The 16459-nt window shown below is 64.4% G+C and carries 15 protein-coding genes; 6 read left to right on the forward strand and 9 right to left on the reverse strand.

Features of this window, described 5'->3' with window-relative positions; genetic code table 11:
• The first annotated feature begins 141 nt into the window (after positions 1–141).
• The 3 genes from ACI48D_RS18610 to ACI48D_RS18620 are packed head-to-tail and all read left to right on the forward strand — an operon-like array spanning position 142 to position 2509.
• Positions 142–810: an SDR family oxidoreductase gene (locus tag ACI48D_RS18610; RefSeq protein WP_435572732.1), complete on the forward strand. Its 669-nt coding sequence runs from the start codon at positions 142–144 to the stop codon at positions 808–810.
• A gap of 38 nt (positions 811–848) precedes the next feature.
• A complete protein-coding gene (locus ACI48D_RS18615) occupies positions 849–1976 on the forward strand; it encodes an acyl-CoA dehydrogenase family protein (protein WP_435572733.1) in 1128 nt (375 codons plus the stop codon).
• Positions 1973–2509: an N-acetyltransferase family protein gene (locus tag ACI48D_RS18620; protein WP_435572734.1), complete on the forward strand. Its 537-nt coding sequence runs from the start codon at positions 1973–1975 to the stop codon at positions 2507–2509. Before ACI48D_RS18615 ends, ACI48D_RS18620 begins: the two co-directional genes overlap by 4 nt.
• A gap of 74 nt (positions 2510–2583) precedes the next feature.
• On the opposite strand, the gene ACI48D_RS18625 is transcribed toward ACI48D_RS18620, so the two are convergent.
• Positions 2584–2898, reverse strand: a complete 315-nt coding sequence (locus tag ACI48D_RS18625; protein WP_435572735.1) for an ATP-binding cassette domain-containing protein — start codon at positions 2896–2898, stop codon at positions 2584–2586.
• A gap of 11 nt (positions 2899–2909) precedes the next feature.
• Positions 2910–3170, reverse strand: a complete 261-nt coding sequence (locus ACI48D_RS18630; protein WP_435572736.1) for an ATP-binding cassette domain-containing protein — start codon at positions 3168–3170, stop codon at positions 2910–2912.
• 192 nt (positions 3171–3362) lie between these two features.
• Between ACI48D_RS18630 and ACI48D_RS18635 the strand changes: the two genes are divergently transcribed.
• A complete protein-coding gene (locus ACI48D_RS18635) occupies positions 3363–3770 on the forward strand; it encodes a hypothetical protein (RefSeq protein WP_435572737.1) in 408 nt (135 codons plus the stop codon).
• A 191-nt stretch (positions 3771–3961) separates the two neighbouring features.
• Here the strand turns inward: ACI48D_RS18635 and ACI48D_RS18640 are convergent, their stop codons facing one another.
• Positions 3962–4978: a zinc-binding alcohol dehydrogenase family protein gene (locus ACI48D_RS18640; RefSeq protein WP_435572738.1), complete on the reverse strand. Its 1017-nt coding sequence runs from the start codon at positions 4976–4978 to the stop codon at positions 3962–3964.
• 100 nt (positions 4979–5078) lie between these two features.
• On the opposite strand from ACI48D_RS18640, the gene ACI48D_RS18645 reads away from it, so the two are divergent.
• The gene (locus ACI48D_RS18645) at positions 5079–5987 is read left to right on the forward strand and encodes a LysR family transcriptional regulator (protein WP_435572739.1); all 909 of its coding nucleotides are present in this window, start codon (positions 5079–5081) and stop codon (positions 5985–5987) included.
• 68 nt (positions 5988–6055) lie between these two features.
• The gene (locus tag ACI48D_RS18650; protein ID WP_435572740.1) at positions 6056–6595 is read left to right on the forward strand and encodes a PaaI family thioesterase; all 540 of its coding nucleotides are present in this window, start codon (positions 6056–6058) and stop codon (positions 6593–6595) included.
• 9 nt (positions 6596–6604) lie between these two features.
• On the opposite strand, the gene ACI48D_RS18655 is transcribed toward ACI48D_RS18650, so the two are convergent.
• The 6 genes from ACI48D_RS18655 to ACI48D_RS18680 all read right to left on the reverse strand — a co-directional run.
• Entirely contained in the window at positions 6605–7681 is a 1077-nt protein-coding gene (locus ACI48D_RS18655; RefSeq protein ID WP_435572741.1) for a S66 peptidase family protein, read from the reverse strand.
• A 100-nt stretch (positions 7682–7781) separates the two neighbouring features.
• Positions 7782–10520, reverse strand: a complete 2739-nt coding sequence (locus tag ACI48D_RS18660) for a TonB-dependent receptor (protein WP_435572742.1) — start codon at positions 10518–10520, stop codon at positions 7782–7784.
• A 205-nt stretch (positions 10521–10725) separates the two neighbouring features.
• Positions 10726–12507 (reverse strand): ABC transporter substrate-binding protein, encoded by a 1782-nt coding sequence (locus tag ACI48D_RS18665; RefSeq protein WP_435572743.1) that lies wholly within the window; start codon positions 12505–12507, stop codon positions 10726–10728.
• A 69-nt stretch (positions 12508–12576) separates the two neighbouring features.
• Positions 12577–13926 (reverse strand): sigma-54-dependent transcriptional regulator, encoded by a 1350-nt coding sequence (locus ACI48D_RS18670; RefSeq protein WP_435572744.1) that lies wholly within the window; start codon positions 13924–13926, stop codon positions 12577–12579.
• Positions 13919–15760: a sensor histidine kinase gene (locus tag ACI48D_RS18675; RefSeq protein ID WP_435572745.1), complete on the reverse strand. Its 1842-nt coding sequence runs from the start codon at positions 15758–15760 to the stop codon at positions 13919–13921. Before ACI48D_RS18675 ends, ACI48D_RS18670 begins: the two co-directional genes overlap by 8 nt.
• A gap of 94 nt (positions 15761–15854) precedes the next feature.
• The coding region (locus ACI48D_RS18680; RefSeq protein WP_435572746.1) for an acyl-CoA dehydrogenase family protein at positions 15855–16459 on the reverse strand (605 nt) is incomplete at its 5' end.

Below are 16459 nucleotides of genomic sequence, written 5' to 3' on the forward strand. Positions count from 1 at the left end.
GCGGAAGAAGTTTCGTCGGGCACGCCTAGTGCGAGAAGCGCAGCCGTACTTACGGTACGGCCGGTCCGCCGTAGCGGAGCAGCGCAGGGCGAAAATTCGACGCGCAGTAGCTTTCTCGAGGCCCCACCACAGGAGTCAATCATGTCTACTGCCCTGATCATCGGCGCCTCGCGCGGCATCGGCCACGAAATGGTGCGCCAGTACCGCGCCGACGGCTGGCGCGTGATCGCCACCGCCCGCAAGCCGGCCGACTGCGACGCGCTACGCCAGCTCGGCGCCGAGGCGCACCAGCTGGACGTGGCCAACGCCGAAGCGATCGGCGGCCTGGGCTGGAAACTGGACGACGAGAAGATCGACCACGCCTGGCTGGTGGCCGGCGTGTATGGCCCGCGCCACGACGGCTTCCCGACCCAGCAGGAGTTCGACGCCGTCATGCACACCAACGTGCTGGCGGCGATGCGCCTGCTGCCCATCGTCGGCCCGCTGGTGGCGAACGCGCGCGGCAAGCTGGCGGTGATCTCCTCGCGCATGGGCTCGATCGGCGAACGCAGCAGCGCCTCGGGCTCGCTGTACCGCGCCAGCAAAGCGGCGCTGAATTCGGTGCTGAAGGACACCTCCCTCACCTACGGGCCGCAGGGTGTCACCTGCCTGAGCTTCCACCCGGGCTGGGTGCAGACCGACATGGGCGGCGCCGGCGCCCCGCTCAGCGTCCAAGACAGCGTGCGCACGCTGCGCGCGACGCTGGCCAGCGCCGACGCGTCGAAGAACGGCGCCTTTTTGAACCACGACGGCACACCGATTGCCTGGTAAATAAGCCGTCGACATAACGATAACGACTACGAGACAGCATGATACTGAGCGAAGAACACCAGATGATCCGCGACGCCCTGCGCAGCTTTTCGCAGGAGCGCCTGGCGCCGAACGCCGCGCGCTGGGACCGCGAGCAGCATTTCCCGAAAGAGGAATTACAGGAACTGGCCCGGCTGGGCGCCTTCGGCGTCGCGGTGCCGGAGCAGTACGGCGGTGCGGGCCTCGACTACGTGTCGCTGGCCCTGGTGCTGGAAGAGATCGCGGCCGGCGACGGCGGCACCTCGACCATCATCTCGGTGAACAACTGCCCGGTATGTTCGATCGCGATGATGTACGCGAACGAGGCGCAGAAAGAACAGTGGCTGCGCCCGCTGGCGCAAGGCGAGATGCTGGGCGCCTTCGCCCTGACGGAACCGCACACCGGCAGCGACGCCGCCGCCCTGCGCACCACCGCTGTGCGTGATGGCGACCACTACGTCATCAACGGCACCAAGCAGTTCATCACCAGCGGCAAGAACGGCGACGTGGCCATCGTCATGGCCGTCACCGACAAAGCTGCCGGCAAGAAGGGCATCAGCGCCTTCTGGGTGCCGACGAATACGCCCGGCTACATCGTCGCCGGCATCGAGCACAAGATGGGCCAGCACTCGTCGGACACGGCGCAGATCGTGTTCGACAACTGCCGCATCCCGCTCGAAAACCTGATCGGCGAAGAGGGCCAGGGCTACAAGATCGCCCTGTCCGGCCTGGAGGGCGGCCGCATCGGCATCGCCTCGCAATCGGTCGGCATGGCGCGCGCCGCTTTCGAGGCGGCGCTGGCCTACGCCAAGGAGCGCGAGAGCTTCGGCACCGCGATCTTCGACCACCAGGCGGTGCAGTTCCGCCTGGCCGAGATGGCGATGCAGATCGAGGCCGCGCGCCAGCTGATCCTGCATGCGGCATCGATGAAGGATGCGGGCGTGCCCTGCCTGAAGGAGGCGGCGATGGCCAAGCTGTTCGCCTCCGAGATGGCCGAGCGCGTGGTGTCCAGCGCGATGCAGGTGTTCGGTGGCTACGGTTACGTGGCCGACTTCCCGGTCGAGCGCATCTACCGCGACGTGCGCGTGTGCCAGATCTACGAAGGTACCAGCGACATCCAGAAGATCCTGATCGCGCGGGCGCTGTGACGATCCGTCCGGCCGAGGCGGCCGACCTGCCGCCCTTCTTCGTCTACCTCGACGACCACCTGCGCGACAACGGCAGGGACGGCACCCCGCTGTTCCAGCCCCTGTCCCGCGCGCAGTCGCAGCTGCCACCGGGTTTAAAAGTCTCCTTCATCGAAGGCCTCGCCATTCCGGTCGGCGAACCGGGCTGGCGCCGCCTGTGGCTGGCGCTGGATGCGCGTGGCTCGATCGCCGGGCATATCGATTTACGTGCGCGGCCGGAGCCGCTGGCGAGGCACCGTGCAATGCTGGGGATGGGCGTGCACCGGGCTTGGCGCCGCCGTGGGCTTGGCTCACAACTGCTCGGTGCTGCGCTGGATTGGGCGCGCTCGCAGGCCGGTCTGGCCTGGGTCGACCTCGAAGTCCTGTCCGCGAACCAGCCCGCCGTCGCGCTTTACCTGCGCTCGGGCTTCACGATGACTGCGCGGATCGAGGACATGCTGCGGATCGATGGCGTGAGCCATGATCTGAGCTATATGCGCTGCAGGCTGCGCTGAATTCCCACCGTGCGGGACAACGACGCGCTTAGCCATGGCAATGGTTTCGGGTCGGTGTGCGACGATGATACGGGTCAACTTGAAGCTCTGGATCGCTGCGTTGACCGCTTGCTCATTCCATACATCAAGATGACTGGTAGCCTCCCCAAGACCAGCAATTGCGGGTTCTTGTACAGCGCGCGGGCTAGCAGGATGCGCTGTTTCTGACCGCCGGACAGACCTGTACCGATGTCCCCAACTAAGGTGTTGTAGGCCATCGGCATGCTCATGATTTCATTGTCGATGGCGGCCAGGCGCGCGCATTGGACGACCTGCTCTTGATTCGGAGACGTGCTAAAGAAGCTGATGTTGTCCGAGATCGAACCGGCAAACAACGTGTCGTCCTGCATCACTGTACCAATCAGCTGGTGGTATTCGACAGGCCGAGATTCGCCAGCTTTACACCACCGATGAGGATATCGCCGCTTGTAGGCTCTAGCAATCCAAGCAGCAGCTTTATCAGTGTCGTTTTGCCACTGCCGGAGGGCCCGGTCAAGGCAAGGCATTCGCCGGGAGTGATCTTGAGATCGAGATCTTTGATAATGTAAGGCTCACTGTCCGAGTAGCGGAAGGAAAGCTGATCAGTCTTTGGTCCGGGTGAAACGATCGTAAGAGCCTTCATAGGCCGTGGACTTGGTTCACGATTCGGAGAGCTAGTAGGAGGTGGTTTAGGAGGTTATTTCGGAGATATGATCACAAGTATTCATATTACAGAATCAACTAGCAGATAATCAAAATGAGGCGGATGATCTTATTTAGATGATCCGCCCGTCATTATCACAAACCATCCCGTCTATACAGAATAGAGGCATAAATGACGTTCAAAAAACTTACCTACGCTTCAATTGCTACTTGTTTTTTAGCGTTCTTGTCGCTATTGTCTTGTGTTCTCCTTTCGCCAATTGAAGAAAATACGAAAGATTGGCTAGTCGCAAGTTTTTTTTCTTTTATCATCGCTCTCATTAGTGCTCGGATGCTTCGACAAAAAAAAAGTTACGTGCGAGAAGAAGACCAAACCACTATTGGAGAGTCCACCTTTGAAGTTGCAATGGTAGCAATGATACTTTGGCTTCCAGTACTTCTAGCGCTTTATGGGATTGTTGGAATAATGTTTTTCCATTCGAATTTTAAAAAATTCGGATGGGTCCTCGTGGTGCTTGCGGGCAACACCGGCTTTCAAGCTGCGAAACTCTATTGCTTCGCTCCTGATGACCAGGAATAGAATATTAAATGACTAATTATTATTATGGAATAATAGCTTCAGCCATAGAATCATAATAGACATTTGAATCTTTGATCCTTGCATTAAAGAACGGATTATCTAGTAAAAACAACACGAAATATTAATCCAATTAATTTCTTGGATCCGCCAACAGGCGGCAATTTTTGCTCTCAATCGATCATATCGCGACATCAAAACCCCTCCAGCACAATCTTCCCCCGCGCCCGCCCCGACTCGAGCAGCGCATGCGCGCGCCGAAGATTCTCCGCATTAATTAAACCGAAATTCTCGTTGGCCGTGGTCCGGATCGTGCCCGCATCCACCAATTCAGCCAGGCGGTCCAGGATGCGGTGCTGCTCGATCATGTCGGGCGTGTTGAACAGCGAGCGCGTGAACATCAGTTCCCAGTGCAGCGACACCGCCTTGCGCTTGAATTTCATGATGTCGATCGGCGTGGCCGGGTCGTCGATCAGGCTGTACTTGCCCTGCGGCGCGATGGCCTCCACCACCTGGTCGAAGTGCTGGTCGCTGTGGGTCAGGCTGGTGACGTAATCCGGCGGCGCCAGCCCGGCGGCGGCGATTTCCGCGGCCAGCGGCTTGCTGTGGTCAATCACGTGATGGGCGCCGAGCTCGCGCACCCATTCACGGGTTTCCGGCCGCGATGCGGTGCCGATCACGGTCAGTTGCGTGAGCTGGCGCGCCAGCTGCACCAGGATCGAGCCGACGCCGCCGGCCGCGCCGATCACCAGCAGGCTCTTGCCCTTGCCTTCCGCTCCCGTTGGTACCTGCAGGCGGTCGAACAGCATCTCCCAGGCCGTCAGGCCGGTCAGCGGCAGCGCGGCGGCGGCGCCGAAATCGGTTGACACCGGCATGCGGCCGACGATGCGCTCGTCCACCAGCTGCAACTCGCTGTTGCTGCCGGCGCGGGCGATCGAGCCGGCGTACCAGACGCGGTCGCCCGGCTTGAACAGGGTGACATCCGGGCCGACCGCCTTCACCACGCCGGTCGCATCCCAGCCCAGCACCTTCCACTCTCCGGCTTCCGGCTTGGCGCTTTTCCGTACCTTGGTGTCGACCGGGTTGACCGACACCGCGCGCACCTCGACCAGCAGGTCGTGGCCCGCGGCGACCGGGTCGGGCAGCGTGATGTCGACCAGCGCTTCCGGCTGATCGATGGACAGGTTGTTCTGGTATCCGATGGCTTTCATGTGTGGGCTCCTGGTCGATGGACGATGCGATGAGTGCCATTCTGACCAGTCCCGGCTTTTTGATAAACTGGGTAATCCCGAAATCACTTTCAATATTATCTTGAAGATCAGGAACCTGCAGGACCTCGAAACCTTCGTCGCCACCGCCGAACAGGGCAGCCTGTCAAGCGCTGCGCGCCTGCTGGACACTTCGCCGGCCGTCGCCAGCGCCAGCCTGAAGCGGCTGGAGGCCGACCTCGGTGCGGCGCTGTTCATCCGCAGCACGCGCAGCATGCGGCTGACGCTGGCGGGCGAACGCCTGCTGGCGCGCAGCAAGGCCTTGCTGGACGGCCTGCGCGAAGCGGAAGACGAGGTGCTGGCCGGGCAGGATGCAATCGAGGGGCAGCTGCAGATCTCGATGCCGTCCGACTTCGGGCGCCACGTGGTGCTGCCCTGGCTGAACGATTTCCAGGCGCGTTATCCGGGCGTGAAGCTGAAATTGCAGCTGACCGACCGCCTCGCCAACATCTACCGCGAGCCGGTCGATATCGCGCTGCGCTTCGGCGTGCCGTCCGAATCCAGCATGGTGGCGCTGCCGCTGCTGGAAGAGAACCGGCGCGTGCTGTGCGCCGCGCCGGCCTACCTCGCGCGGCGCGGCGCGCCGGCCTCGCCGCGCGAACTCGAAGACCACAACTGCCTGTGCTTCATGCTGGACGAAGCCGTCAACGACCGCTGGCGCTTCCGCAAGGGGAACGAAGAGATCGAGGTCGTAGTGCAGGGCGACCGCGTGGCCGACGATTCCGAGGTGGTGCGGCGCTGGGCGCTGGCGGGGCTGGGCATCTGCTACCGCTCGCGCATCGACGTGCACGCGGACCTTGCAAGTGGCCGCCTGCGCCTGATCCTGCCGGAGTGGGAAGGCGTCAACGTGCCCTTGACCATGCTGGTGGCAAACCGCAAGCAGGTCTCGCCGGCGGTGCGGGTGCTACGGGAATTCCTGGTAAGCCGCTGCAAGACGCTACTGGGCATTTGAAGCCGCCGCCAGCAGACTTCACGCCGCCGGTGCAGAATGTCTTTTTGGACAACCGATGGAGACAGCACATGAATGCACAGGCGACGATGGAACAATGGCAGCGGCAGCTCGACGACGTCCGCGCGCGGGCGGCGCAAAACGGTGCCCGCACCGGCGTGGTGCCTTTCGAACAGGCACGCGAGATGCAGGGCCTCGACATCATGCAGGCCCTGCTCGAAGGCCGCTTTCCGCGTGCGCCGATCGCCGAGACGCTCGACTTCCAGCTCGTCGAAGTCGAGCGCGGCCAGGCGGTCTTCCAGGGCACGCCCCAGCAAAAACACCTGAACCCGATGGGCACCGTGCACGGCGGCTGGTACGCCACCCTGCTCGACTCGGCGGTCGGCTGCGCGGTGCAGACCATGCTGGCGCCGGGCCAGGGCTATACCACGGCGGAACTGAGCGTGAACCTGGTGCGCGGCGCGCGCCTGGACGGCGGGCCGCTGCGCGCGATCGGCACGGTGCTGCATTGCGGCCGCCAGCTGGCCACGGCCGAAGGCAAGATCGTCGATGCGCACGGACGCCTGTACGCGCACGCGACCACCACCTGCCTGGTGTTCGAGGCGCGCTGACGGCCGGCGTCAGCTGACCGCCGGCTCCAGCAGGGTCAGGGTCTGCGCCTCGGTGTCGAGCGTGGCGCGTATGCCGACCGGGATCGTGAACTGGTTGCGGATGTGGCCGAAGGAGTAGCCGCTCACCGCCGGCACGTGCAGCGGCTGCAGGTGCAGGTCGAGGGTCTCATCCAGCGTGAGCGATGGGCCGTTACCCTGCGGCCCGCAGTTCTCGCAGATGCCGATCATCACGCCGGCCGCCTCGTCCAGGCCACAAGCCAGGCCGAGCTGGGTCATCCAGCGGTCGATCCGGTAGGGCTCTTCGTTCACCTCTTCGATGAACAGCAGGCTGCCGCGGAAATCGGCCGCGTAGGGCGTGCCGGCCAGCGCGCTCACCAAGGACAGGTTGCCGCCCATGAGCGGGCCGGTGGCCCTGCCGCCGTGCACGGTGCGGATCGCATACTGCGGCTCCAGCAGCGCACGGCGCGCGTTTTCCGCCGCCATCGGGATCGTGTAGGTGGCGCGCGGGTCGGTCAGCACCGCCATCATGTGCTCGTTCGAGTATTCGGACGGCGTGCTCGATGCCACCGGGCCGTGGAAAGTCACCACGCCTGCATGGCGGTGGATGGCGAGATGCAGGGCCGTGATGTCCGAGTAACCGAGCAGCACCTTCGGGTGCTTGCGGATCAGCGCGAAGTCCAGGTGCTTCAGCAGCGAAATGCAGCCCGAGCCGCCGCGGATCGCCCAGATGGCTTTCACTTCCGGGTCGCGGAACATGGCGTGCAGGTCGGCGATGCGGGCCGCGACCGTGCCGCCGTAATTGCCCCAGACCTCGCGCAGGTAATTCCCCGGCTTGGCCCGGAAGCCCAGTGCTTCGATGTTCTGGACCGCCTTCTGGATCGAAGCGTCGTTGGTGTAGCCGCCGGGCGCGATGAGGCCGACCAGGTTGCCGGACTGAAGGCGTGGAGGTTTGATCAGGTGTGTCATGGATGGCGTGTTGCGCCGGCGTGCGCGCGGCGGGATGGCGGCGGCCGGCAAGGACGGCAGCAGCGTTGCCGCCATCAGCGCCGCAAAGCGCCGCCTGCCGATGTTGTTCATGCCCGCCATGCCACCCTCGTGTGAATTGAAATGACATGGAAAACGGCCCGTGCCGCGGGAAGGTTCACCCTTTCCCGGCACGGGCCGTGAGCGTTCGGAGATCGAGCGGTCAGAAGAACCTGTACTTGATGTCGAAGCTCAGCGAACGGCCACGCGGGTCGGCCACGCGCGGATCCCAGCCTGCGCCCACGACTTCGTCCACGTTGTGCGCGGTGAACGGCGGATCGCGGTCGAACAGGTTCTGGATGCCGACGGTGATCGTGGTGTTCTTGAAGCCGGTGTAGGTCGTCGACAGGCCCCAGGTCGTGTAGCTGGCCACGCGCGGGCTGAAGCCGGCCGGCGGCGTGCCCTTGCCGCCGTTCGGCACCTGGTCCATGTAGCCGTCACGGTACAGGTTGCTCAGCATGGCGCTCCACGGGCCCTTGCTCACGCTGAGGGTGGCGTTGTGCTTCCAGCGCAGGTACAGGTCGCGGGTGTAGAAGTTGCCGACGTATTCCTTGTAAGGCTGGCCCTCGAACTCGGCGAACTGGTAGCTCTGGGTCCAGGTGCCGTCCAGGGCCGCGTTCCACTTGTAGCCGCCCGGCAGGTTGCCACGGCCGCGCAGGCCGACGTCGGCGCCACGGGTCTTCAGGCCCGCCGCGTTGATCCAGCCGGCCTGGACGTAGTCGATGGTGCCGTCCGCATTGCGGTGGATGTACTCCGGCAGCGAGGCCGAGTTGGCCAGCACCACCTGCGGAGTACGGTTCAGGATGCGGTCCTTGACGTTGATCGCCCAATAGTCGACCGATGCCGAGAAGTTGCTGCTGGGCTCGACGATGAAGCCCAGCGTGCCCTGCTTCGAGGTTTCCGGACGCAGGTTCGGATTGCCGCCGCTCCTGTAGTTGAGGCGCTCGATCGCGCAGAAGCGCGGGTCGTTCGGATGGGCCGCGCAGCCGACCGGGTCGGACACGCCGTTCGGCAGTTCCTGCGACAGGCTGCCCGAGTACAGCTGGCCGAAGCTCGGCGCCAGGAAGCCCTTGTTGGCCGAACCGCGCAGCATCAGCCAGCCGGTCGGACGGTAGCTGAACGCGACCTTCGGGTTGGTGGTCGCGCCGATCAGGCTGTAGTCGTCGCGGCGGATCGCCAGCTGGAGTTCCAGGTCCTTGATGACTGGCACCACCAGCTCGGCGTAGACCGCCTTGATGTTGCGCGACACGCGGTCCTGGTTGGCATTGCCCGGCGCCAGCAGGATGGTGCCCGCATCGACGTCCTGCGCGAACTCGTAGCTTTCGCGGCGCAGGTCGGTGCCGATGGCGCCCGAGACGGCGCCGGCCGGCAATTGGTAGATCTCGCCCGAGATCGAGCCGTTCAGCTGGGTCAGCGTGGTCTTGCCGTGCTGCAGACGGCCGTAGAACTTGGTCGCGTCGAGTGCCTTCATCGCGGCGTCGGACTGGCCCTGGGCCGGCGAAGCCCACGGGTTCACGATGCCGCTGCCCAGCACCGAATACAGGGCCTTGGTGTTGGCGTAGCCGTCGACCAGGTCGGTCGTGGTGCGGCTCTCGCTGTGCGACAGGTCGATCCGGTAGTCCCACTTGCCTGTGATGGTGCCTTCGGCGCCGGCCATCAGGCGGGCGGTGTCGGTGATGTATTGCTGGGTGCGGTCGCCCAGCGGCCAGGCGCGCCACTTGTAGAGGATTGGCTTGGTCTTGTCGAAGCTTGGGATGTAGGCCGACAGGTCCTGGTAGTACGGACCGTTGACCGGATAAGCATTGCCGTTGGCGAACGAGGTCGAGATCTGGACCGGGGTCAGGATCGACAGGCTGTTGGTATGCGCGCCGATGGCTTCGGCATACACGCGGTGCTCCGGCGAGATCTGGAAGGTGGCGCGCGCCACGCCATTGGTACGCTCGACCGGCATCTGCATCACGTAGTCGCCGCCGTAGTCATAGGCGCAGGAATAGGTCGAGCGCAGCGGCGAGGTGACGTCCTTCCACAACCCGGTCGCGTATTGCGACATGCCGGTGACGCTGTCGCACTTGCCTTGCAGGCTCAGGAGACCGGCCTGCAGGTAGGTGTTCGGGTCGCCCGGCCTCTTGAAACCGGTGCCCAGCGCGCTGCCGGCGCCGGTCAGCTGGTTGGCGACGGGCGTGCCGGTGGTGTCCGGGGACAGGCCGCGCTGGGGCTGGTAACCGTTGGAGAACGAGCGCTGGCGCGAGTCGAGGCGGTCGTTCTTGTCGTAGCCGATCGCGGCCATGACATTGAAGCGGTCGGTGTCGAGATTGCCCTTGCCGGCCACGATTTGCAGACGGCGGGTGGCGCCGCCGCCGGCCTCGGTGAAGTTGCCGCTGGCGTTCGCCTGCAGGCCTTCGAAGTCGGTCTTCAGGATGAAGTTGATCACCCCGCCGACCGCGTCGGTACCGTAGATCGCGGAGGCGCCATCCTTCAGCACCTCGACGCGGGCGACTGCCGCCATCGGGATGGTGTTCAGGTCGACCGCCTTGCCGGACAGGCCATAGCCGGAGATGCGGCGGCCGTTGATCAGCACCAGCGTGCCGCTCGGACCCAGGCCGCGCAGCGACGCGAAGGATCCGCCGCCGCTGACGCGATCGGCATCCGCGCCAAACACGTTATTACCCGACGTCATGTTGTCAGCACCGGTGCCGTTCGCCGAGATCAGGCGCATCATCTGTTCGGCGTTAGTGATGCCTTGCTTGTCGAGCTGATCCATCGAGATCGTCTGCACCGGCAGCGCGCCTTCGGTGGCGATGCGCTTGATGCTACTACCCGTGATTTCGACGCGTTGCATCGGTTTGTCCGACTGCACCTCTTGTGCAAGGGCCGGGCTGACGATGCCGATCAGGGCAATCATTTGTGCTAACTTCTTTAACTTCACGCGTCTCTCCTGAGTCGTGCTGCGACGTTTGTCTTTGGATGTTGTAATTGCCAAGTAATGTCTTTGCATTACGTTATTGTTGATTTCGAGGGTACGCGGACGTATTTGCGCATTCCAATGAAAAAACCGGAATCGAGTATAACTACAAGGAATGTTTTGCTAAGGAAAATCTAGCGAAATCTCATTTCCCTTGGGTAGCGCGTGCCCTTTGCGCAACATCGACATCCAGATAACGCCACTGCGTGAATTCCACCGGATGGCGTTTGTAGTTTTTCAGCCACGGTTGGCGGATATCGGCCGACAGCACATGGGTCAGCGGCACCCACGGGTTATAGGCGTGGATCAGCTGGTTCATCTCGAAGTAGAGCTTCTGGCGCTGCGGGCCGTCCTGCAGGTCCTGCGCCTGTTCGTAGCGTGCGTTATAGGCCGGCAGGTTGAAACGGGAATAGTTGGCGCGGCCCGCGTTGGGGCCGTACAGCAGCTGGTAGAAATTGTCGCCGTCGGGGAAGTCGGCAATCCAGTTGCTCTCAAACATTTGCACCTTGCCCAGGCGCGAAGCCTTGATGATCTCGGGCTTCTTGTCCGACTTGAACACCACGCGCAGGCCGACCGCGTTCAGGCACTTGCGCCACAGTTCGTCGCGCAGGCGGCCGCCGACAGTGGCCTCGCTGCTCATCACCAGGGTCAGCGGCTCGCCGTTCGGCTGGCGCCGAAAGCCGTCCGGGTCGCGCTTGCCGTAGCCGTAGCGGTCGAGCAGGGCGTTCGCCAGCGCCGGATCGTAGGGTACCGGGCTGCGGTAGTTCGGGTCGTAGCCCAGCACGCCGGCCGGCAGCGGCGATTCCGCCTTCATCGCAAAGCCCTTCTTCAGCAGGGCGATGTCCTCGGCGCTGTTATAACTCAGGGAAATGGCCCGGCGCAGCGCAATCTTATCCTTGGTGTAGCCGCCGACGACCGGGTCCTGCATGTTCATCCACATGTAGTAGGTCTGCAGGATCGGAAAGCGGTACAGCTGCATGCCGCGCGCGGCCAGTTCGGGCTTCAGCTTGCCATTCTGGATGACCATGTCGGTCATCGATTCCGGCACCTGCTCGAGGTAATCGTATTCGCCGTTCAGGAAGCCCAGCATGCGGCCCTGGAATTCCTCGGCGATCTTGACCTCGACGCGGTCGACGCGCGGCAGGTGCTGGCCTTCGAGGGCGGCCGCCACGGCCTTGTCCTCGGCAGTGTTCTGGGCGCCGAGGCTGGTGTGGAACACGGCGCTGGACGCCGGATTGGCCAGCAGCACGATGCGGTCGCTATGCTTCCAGTCGCCGACCATGAACGGACCGGTGCCGACCGGGTGGTTGCCGGCCTGGCCCGGATAGGCTTCCATCACCTCGCGCGCGACCACCGACGCCGCCGGCATCGCCATGTAGAACAGGAAGTTGTTGTCGGGCTCGTTCAGGCGGATGCGCAAGGTGTAGCGGTCGAGTGCCTGCAGGCCCGGGATCTCGGTGGCGTAGCTGAAGTCTTTCTTGAGCGCCGCGTCGCCGACCAGCTTGCCGTCGAAGATGTAGCCGAAGGGCGAGCGCAGGCTCGGGTCGTACAGGCGCTTGAAACTGTACACATAATCCTGGGCCGTGACTTCGCGCTGCCTGTCCTTGAAGGCCGGGTCCGGCGCGAACCGGGTGCCGGGGCGGATCTTGAACGTATAAGTGCGGCCGCCGTCCTCGACCGTCGGCAGCCCGGTGGCCGTGTTGCCCTGCAGTTTCACGGGCCGCGCCAGGTAGTCGTAGCGCAGCAAGGGGTCGAACAGGTTTTCCAGCAGCGACAGCGTGGCCAGGTCGGAGCCGACCGCCGGATCGAGGCCGGCTTCGCTGGTCGACAGGAACATGTGCAGCACCTTCGGCTCCTCCGCCCGGATGGGCGAGTACAGCAGGGCGAGCGAGACAGCGGCAGCAGCGAGGGGTCGGAATTTCAACATGGAGAACAGTCCTGGAGGCGTTGCGTATCATAGGCCCAGCGCTTAGCGATAGGCAATACGCGGCGGCGCTTAGCGGAACTGCGCTGTGGAAATCTCGAAACGCTTCAGCTTGTCGTACAGGGTCTTCTTGGGAATGTTCAGGCTTTGCGCGGCATCGACGATATTCCCGCCATGGCGGCGCAGGGCCTCTTCGATGATCGAGCGTTCGAAGGCATCGACCTGTTCGGCCAGCGAGGCTTCGCGCTTCGCCTCGGACGGCGCCAGCGAGCAGTCCAGTAGTCCGAGGACGAAGCGGTCGGCCATGTTCTGGAGTTCGCGCACATTGCCCGACCAGCGATGCGCCATCAGGGAATGCAGCAGCTCCTCGCCGACCAGCGGCGCCGGCTGGCCGTAGCGCCGCGCGGCCTGGAGCACGAAAAACTCGAACAGCAGGGGGATGTCTTCGCGCCGGTTGCGCAGGGCCGGCAGGGTCAGGCTGGCAACGTTCAGGCGGTAATACAGATCGGCCCGGAATGCGCCCTGTTCCGCCAGCGAGGCGAGATCTTCCTTGGCGGCGGTGATCACCCGGAAGTTCACCGGAATCAGGCGGTTCGAGCCGAGCCGCTCGACCTTCCGTTCCTGCAGCACGCGCAGCAGCTTGACCTGCAGCGCCAGCGGCATGCTTTCGATTTCGTCGAGGAACAGGGTGCCGCCGTTGGCATACTCGATCTTGCCGATGCGCTGGCGCTGGGCTCCCGTAAAAGCGCCCTCTTCGTGGCCGAACAGTTCCGATTCGAACATCGACTCGGGCAAGGCGCCGCAATTCAGGGCAACGAAGGGATGCTGGCTGCGCTCGCTGAATTCGTGCAGGCAGCGCGCAATGAGTTCCTTGCCGGTGCCGGTTTCGCCCAGGATGATGATGTCGGCCGCCTTGGGCGCCAGGTTCAGCACCAGCTGGCGCACCCTGGTCATGGCGCTGCTGCGCCCGATCACCCGGGCTTCGATGCCGGCGCGGTTGTCCAGCTGGCGCCGCAGGTCCAGGTTCTCCAGCACCAGGCGGCGCTTGTCGAGCGCGCGCCGGCAGACTTCGAGCAGCAGGTCGGCGGAAAACGGCTTTTCGATGAAATCGTAGGCGCCCTGGCGCATCGCATCGACCGCCATCGAGACGTCGCCGTGCCCGGTCACCAGGATCACCGGCAGGGTCGGGTCGGTCTCGACCGCCAGCTTCAGCAGCTTCAGGCCATCGATGCCCGGCAGCCTGACATCGCTCAGGAGGATGCCGCGGAACGCCGGGGACAGGTAGGGCAGCGCCTCTTCGGCCGTGGCGCAGGCGATCACGCTCAGCCCGGCCAGTTCGAGCGCCTGGCGCACGCCTTTCCGGACCACGGCATCGTCTTCGACGTACAGCACTTGCATGCCGTCGGAGCTGTGTTCAAGCATGGGATTCCCTCTGACAGGTGAAGCTGATGATGAATTGGGCGCCGCCGCCCTCGCCCGCGCTGCGGTTGCGCACCGCCAGGGTGCCGCCGGCGGCGCGGACGATCCCGGCGCTGATCGACAGTCCCAGCCCAAGTCCCTGTTCCTTGGTGGTGTAGAAGGGTTCGAAGATCCGGTCGAGGCTGGCGGCCGGCACGCCCGGCCCGTTGTCGGTCACCTCGATCCACACCTGGTCCTGCTCCTGCCTGGCGACCACCGCGATGCGCACCTCGCCAGGGGCCGGCACCGCCTCCATCGCGTTCGACAACAGGTTGGAAAACACCTGTTCGAGCCGGATCGGATTGCATGGCACCAGCAGGTCCTGGTCGGGCCAGTCCTCGCTCAGCACCAGGCGCTCAAAGCCGCGCCGGGTGCGGATCTGCAGCAGCGTCTGCGCAAACGCGGTGCGCACGCTGGCCGACTGGTTGCTGTCGTCGCTGCGCCGCGCAAAGCCCTTCAGTTGCGAGGTGATGTAGCCGAGCCGTTTGACCAGGTCGGAAATGGTCGACAGATTGTCCAGGGCGTCGTCGATGCGTCCGCGCCCCAGCAGCACCCGGGTGTTGTCGGAGAAGGTCTGCAGCGCCGCGAGCGGCTGGTTGAGTTCGTGCGTGACGCCGGCCGCCATTTGCCCGATCGCCGCCAGCTTGCCGCTTTGTACCAGTTCGGACTGGGCCTGGCGCAGGGTCCGCTCGGCGCGCTCGCGTTCGCTCACTTCGGCCTGCAGGCGCAGGTTGGCGTTCTGCAGGTCGGCAGTACGCTGGGCCACCTTCACTTCGAGCTCGGCATACGCCCGTCCCAGGGCCTGCTGCGCGTTCAAGCGGTCGCGGATGCGGCTGCGGCGCTGCCCGGCGTACAGCGCGCCCAGCATCAGCAGGGCCCAGCCGAGCGCGGCGGCGACCGCGGCATTCCTGGCGGCCGCCTGGACCTGGTCGAGCTCGGCGAGCACGCTGATGTCCCACTCCAGCGGCGCCAGGCGATGGCTGACCGCCAGGTAGTCGGCACGGTTGCCGAGCGAAATCACGGATGCGCCATCGGCAAACCGCTCGCGCACCCGGTGCGGCAGCAGTGCCAGGTCTTCCCCCTGGAACTGGCGCTGTTCGCGGATGCTGCGCTGGGCAACGGCCGACAAGGGCGCCTGCAGCTTGAACTTGAACGCGGCAACCGAGGACAGCAGGATCACGCCATTGCCGTCCTTGACCAGGATCTGCTCGCTGCCGCCATGCGAGCGCCACGAGCGCTCGAGCCAGTCGAGGCTGACCTTGGCGACGGCGACGCCGATCACCCGTTCATGCCGCCACACGGGTTGCGAGATGAAATAGCCGGCCTCGCCGGTGGACACGCCGATCCCGTAGTAGCGCCCGGTTCCGCCGCCGGCAGCCAGCTTGAAATACGGGCGGAAACCGTAGTTCTGGCCGACGTAGGAGGTGCGTTCCTTCCAGTTGCTCGACGCCAGCGTGGTGCCGTCCAGGCCGATCACGTACACGGCGAAGGCGCCGCCGCGCCGGTTCATGTGCTCCAGGTAGGTATTCACCTCGGCCGCGTCGACGCCGCCGCGATGCTCCAGCAGGGCCGCCACCAGGTCGCTCTGGGCGAGCGCCAGCGGCAGGAATTCGTAGCGGTCGATCACGCCGCCGATGGTGGACCCGTACACCTCGGCCCGCGAGGCCAGGGTACGGTGCAGCTCATTCAGGTGACGGCTCTTGACGAAGGCATAGGTGGACACGGTGACAAGCACCAAGGAGCATGCCGCGAGGGCGATACCCAGTTTCCGGTTCGGTCTCCAATTGCGCAATGCCATTGCGTTCCTGTCCACATGAATCCCGGGCGCGCTGCCCCGGGCAAGCGCGCAGTATCTCATGCTGTGCTCGCCCGGCGGCCGCTTCGTCCCAGGATCAGAACGCCGCGATGCCGGTCTGCGCGCGGCCCAGGATCAGGGCGTGGATGTCGTGCGTGCCTTCGTAGGTATTCACCACCTCGAGATTCACCATGTGGCGGATGATCCCGAACTCGTCCGAAATACCGTTACCGCCCAGCATGTCGCGCGCGACCCGGGCAATGTCCAGCGACTTGCCGCAGGAATTGCGCTTCATGATCGAGGTGATTTCCACCGCCGCGGTCCCCTCGTCCTTCATGCGGCCCAGGCGCAGGCAGCCTTGCAGGCCCAGCGTGATCTCGGTCTGCATGTCGGCCAGCTTCTTCTGCACCAGCTGGTTCGCGGCCAGGGGTTTGCCGAACTGCTTGCGGTCCAGCACGTACTGGCGCGCGGTGTGCCAGCAGTCTTCCGCCGCGCCCAGCGCACCCCAGGCGATGCCGTAGCGCGCCGAGTTCAGGCAGGTGAACGGCCCTTTCAAACCGCGCACCTCCGGGAAGGCGTTTTCTTCCGGGCAGAACACCTCGTCCATGACAATTTCGCCGGTGACGGAGGCGCGCAGGCCGAACTTGCCGTGGATGGCGGGGCTTGAGAGGCCCTTCCAGCCCTTTTCCAGCACGAAGCCGC

The sequence above is a fragment of the Massilia sp. LXY-6 genome (genome assembly GCF_051233485.1).
Lineage (GTDB): Bacteria > Pseudomonadota > Gammaproteobacteria > Burkholderiales > Burkholderiaceae_D > Telluria.

What these genes read in the sequence shown, in the direction of transcription:
- ACI48D_RS18610 (WP_435572732.1), top strand. Translation starts at nt 142, where the DNA reads ATGTCTACTGCCCTGATCATCGGCGCCTCGCGCGGCATCGGCCACGAA.
- ACI48D_RS18615 (WP_435572733.1), top strand. Translation starts at nt 849, where the DNA reads ATGATACTGAGCGAAGAACACCAGATGATCCGCGACGCCCTGCGCAGC.
- ACI48D_RS18625 (WP_435572735.1), bottom strand. Translation starts at nt 2,898, where the DNA reads ATGCAGGACGACACGTTGTTTGCCGGTTCGATCTCGGACAACATCAGC.
- ACI48D_RS18630 (WP_435572736.1), bottom strand. Translation starts at nt 3,170, where the DNA reads ATGAAGGCTCTTACGATCGTTTCACCCGGACCAAAGACTGATCAGCTT.
- ACI48D_RS18635 (WP_435572737.1), top strand. Translation starts at nt 3,363, where the DNA reads ATGACGTTCAAAAAACTTACCTACGCTTCAATTGCTACTTGTTTTTTA.
- ACI48D_RS18640 (WP_435572738.1), bottom strand. Translation starts at nt 4,978, where the DNA reads ATGAAAGCCATCGGATACCAGAACAACCTGTCCATCGATCAGCCGGAA.
- ACI48D_RS18650 (WP_435572740.1), top strand. Translation starts at nt 6,056, where the DNA reads ATGAATGCACAGGCGACGATGGAACAATGGCAGCGGCAGCTCGACGAC.
- ACI48D_RS18655 (WP_435572741.1), bottom strand. Translation starts at nt 7,681, where the DNA reads ATGGCGGGCATGAACAACATCGGCAGGCGGCGCTTTGCGGCGCTGATG.
- ACI48D_RS18660 (WP_435572742.1), bottom strand. Translation starts at nt 10,520, where the DNA reads ATGATTGCCCTGATCGGCATCGTCAGCCCGGCCCTTGCACAAGAGGTG.
- ACI48D_RS18665 (WP_435572743.1), bottom strand. Translation starts at nt 12,507, where the DNA reads ATGTTGAAATTCCGACCCCTCGCTGCTGCCGCTGTCTCGCTCGCCCTG.
- ACI48D_RS18670 (WP_435572744.1), bottom strand. Translation starts at nt 13,926, where the DNA reads ATGCTTGAACACAGCTCCGACGGCATGCAAGTGCTGTACGTCGAAGAC.
- ACI48D_RS18675 (WP_435572745.1), bottom strand. Translation starts at nt 15,760, where the DNA reads ATGGCATTGCGCAATTGGAGACCGAACCGGAAACTGGGTATCGCCCTC.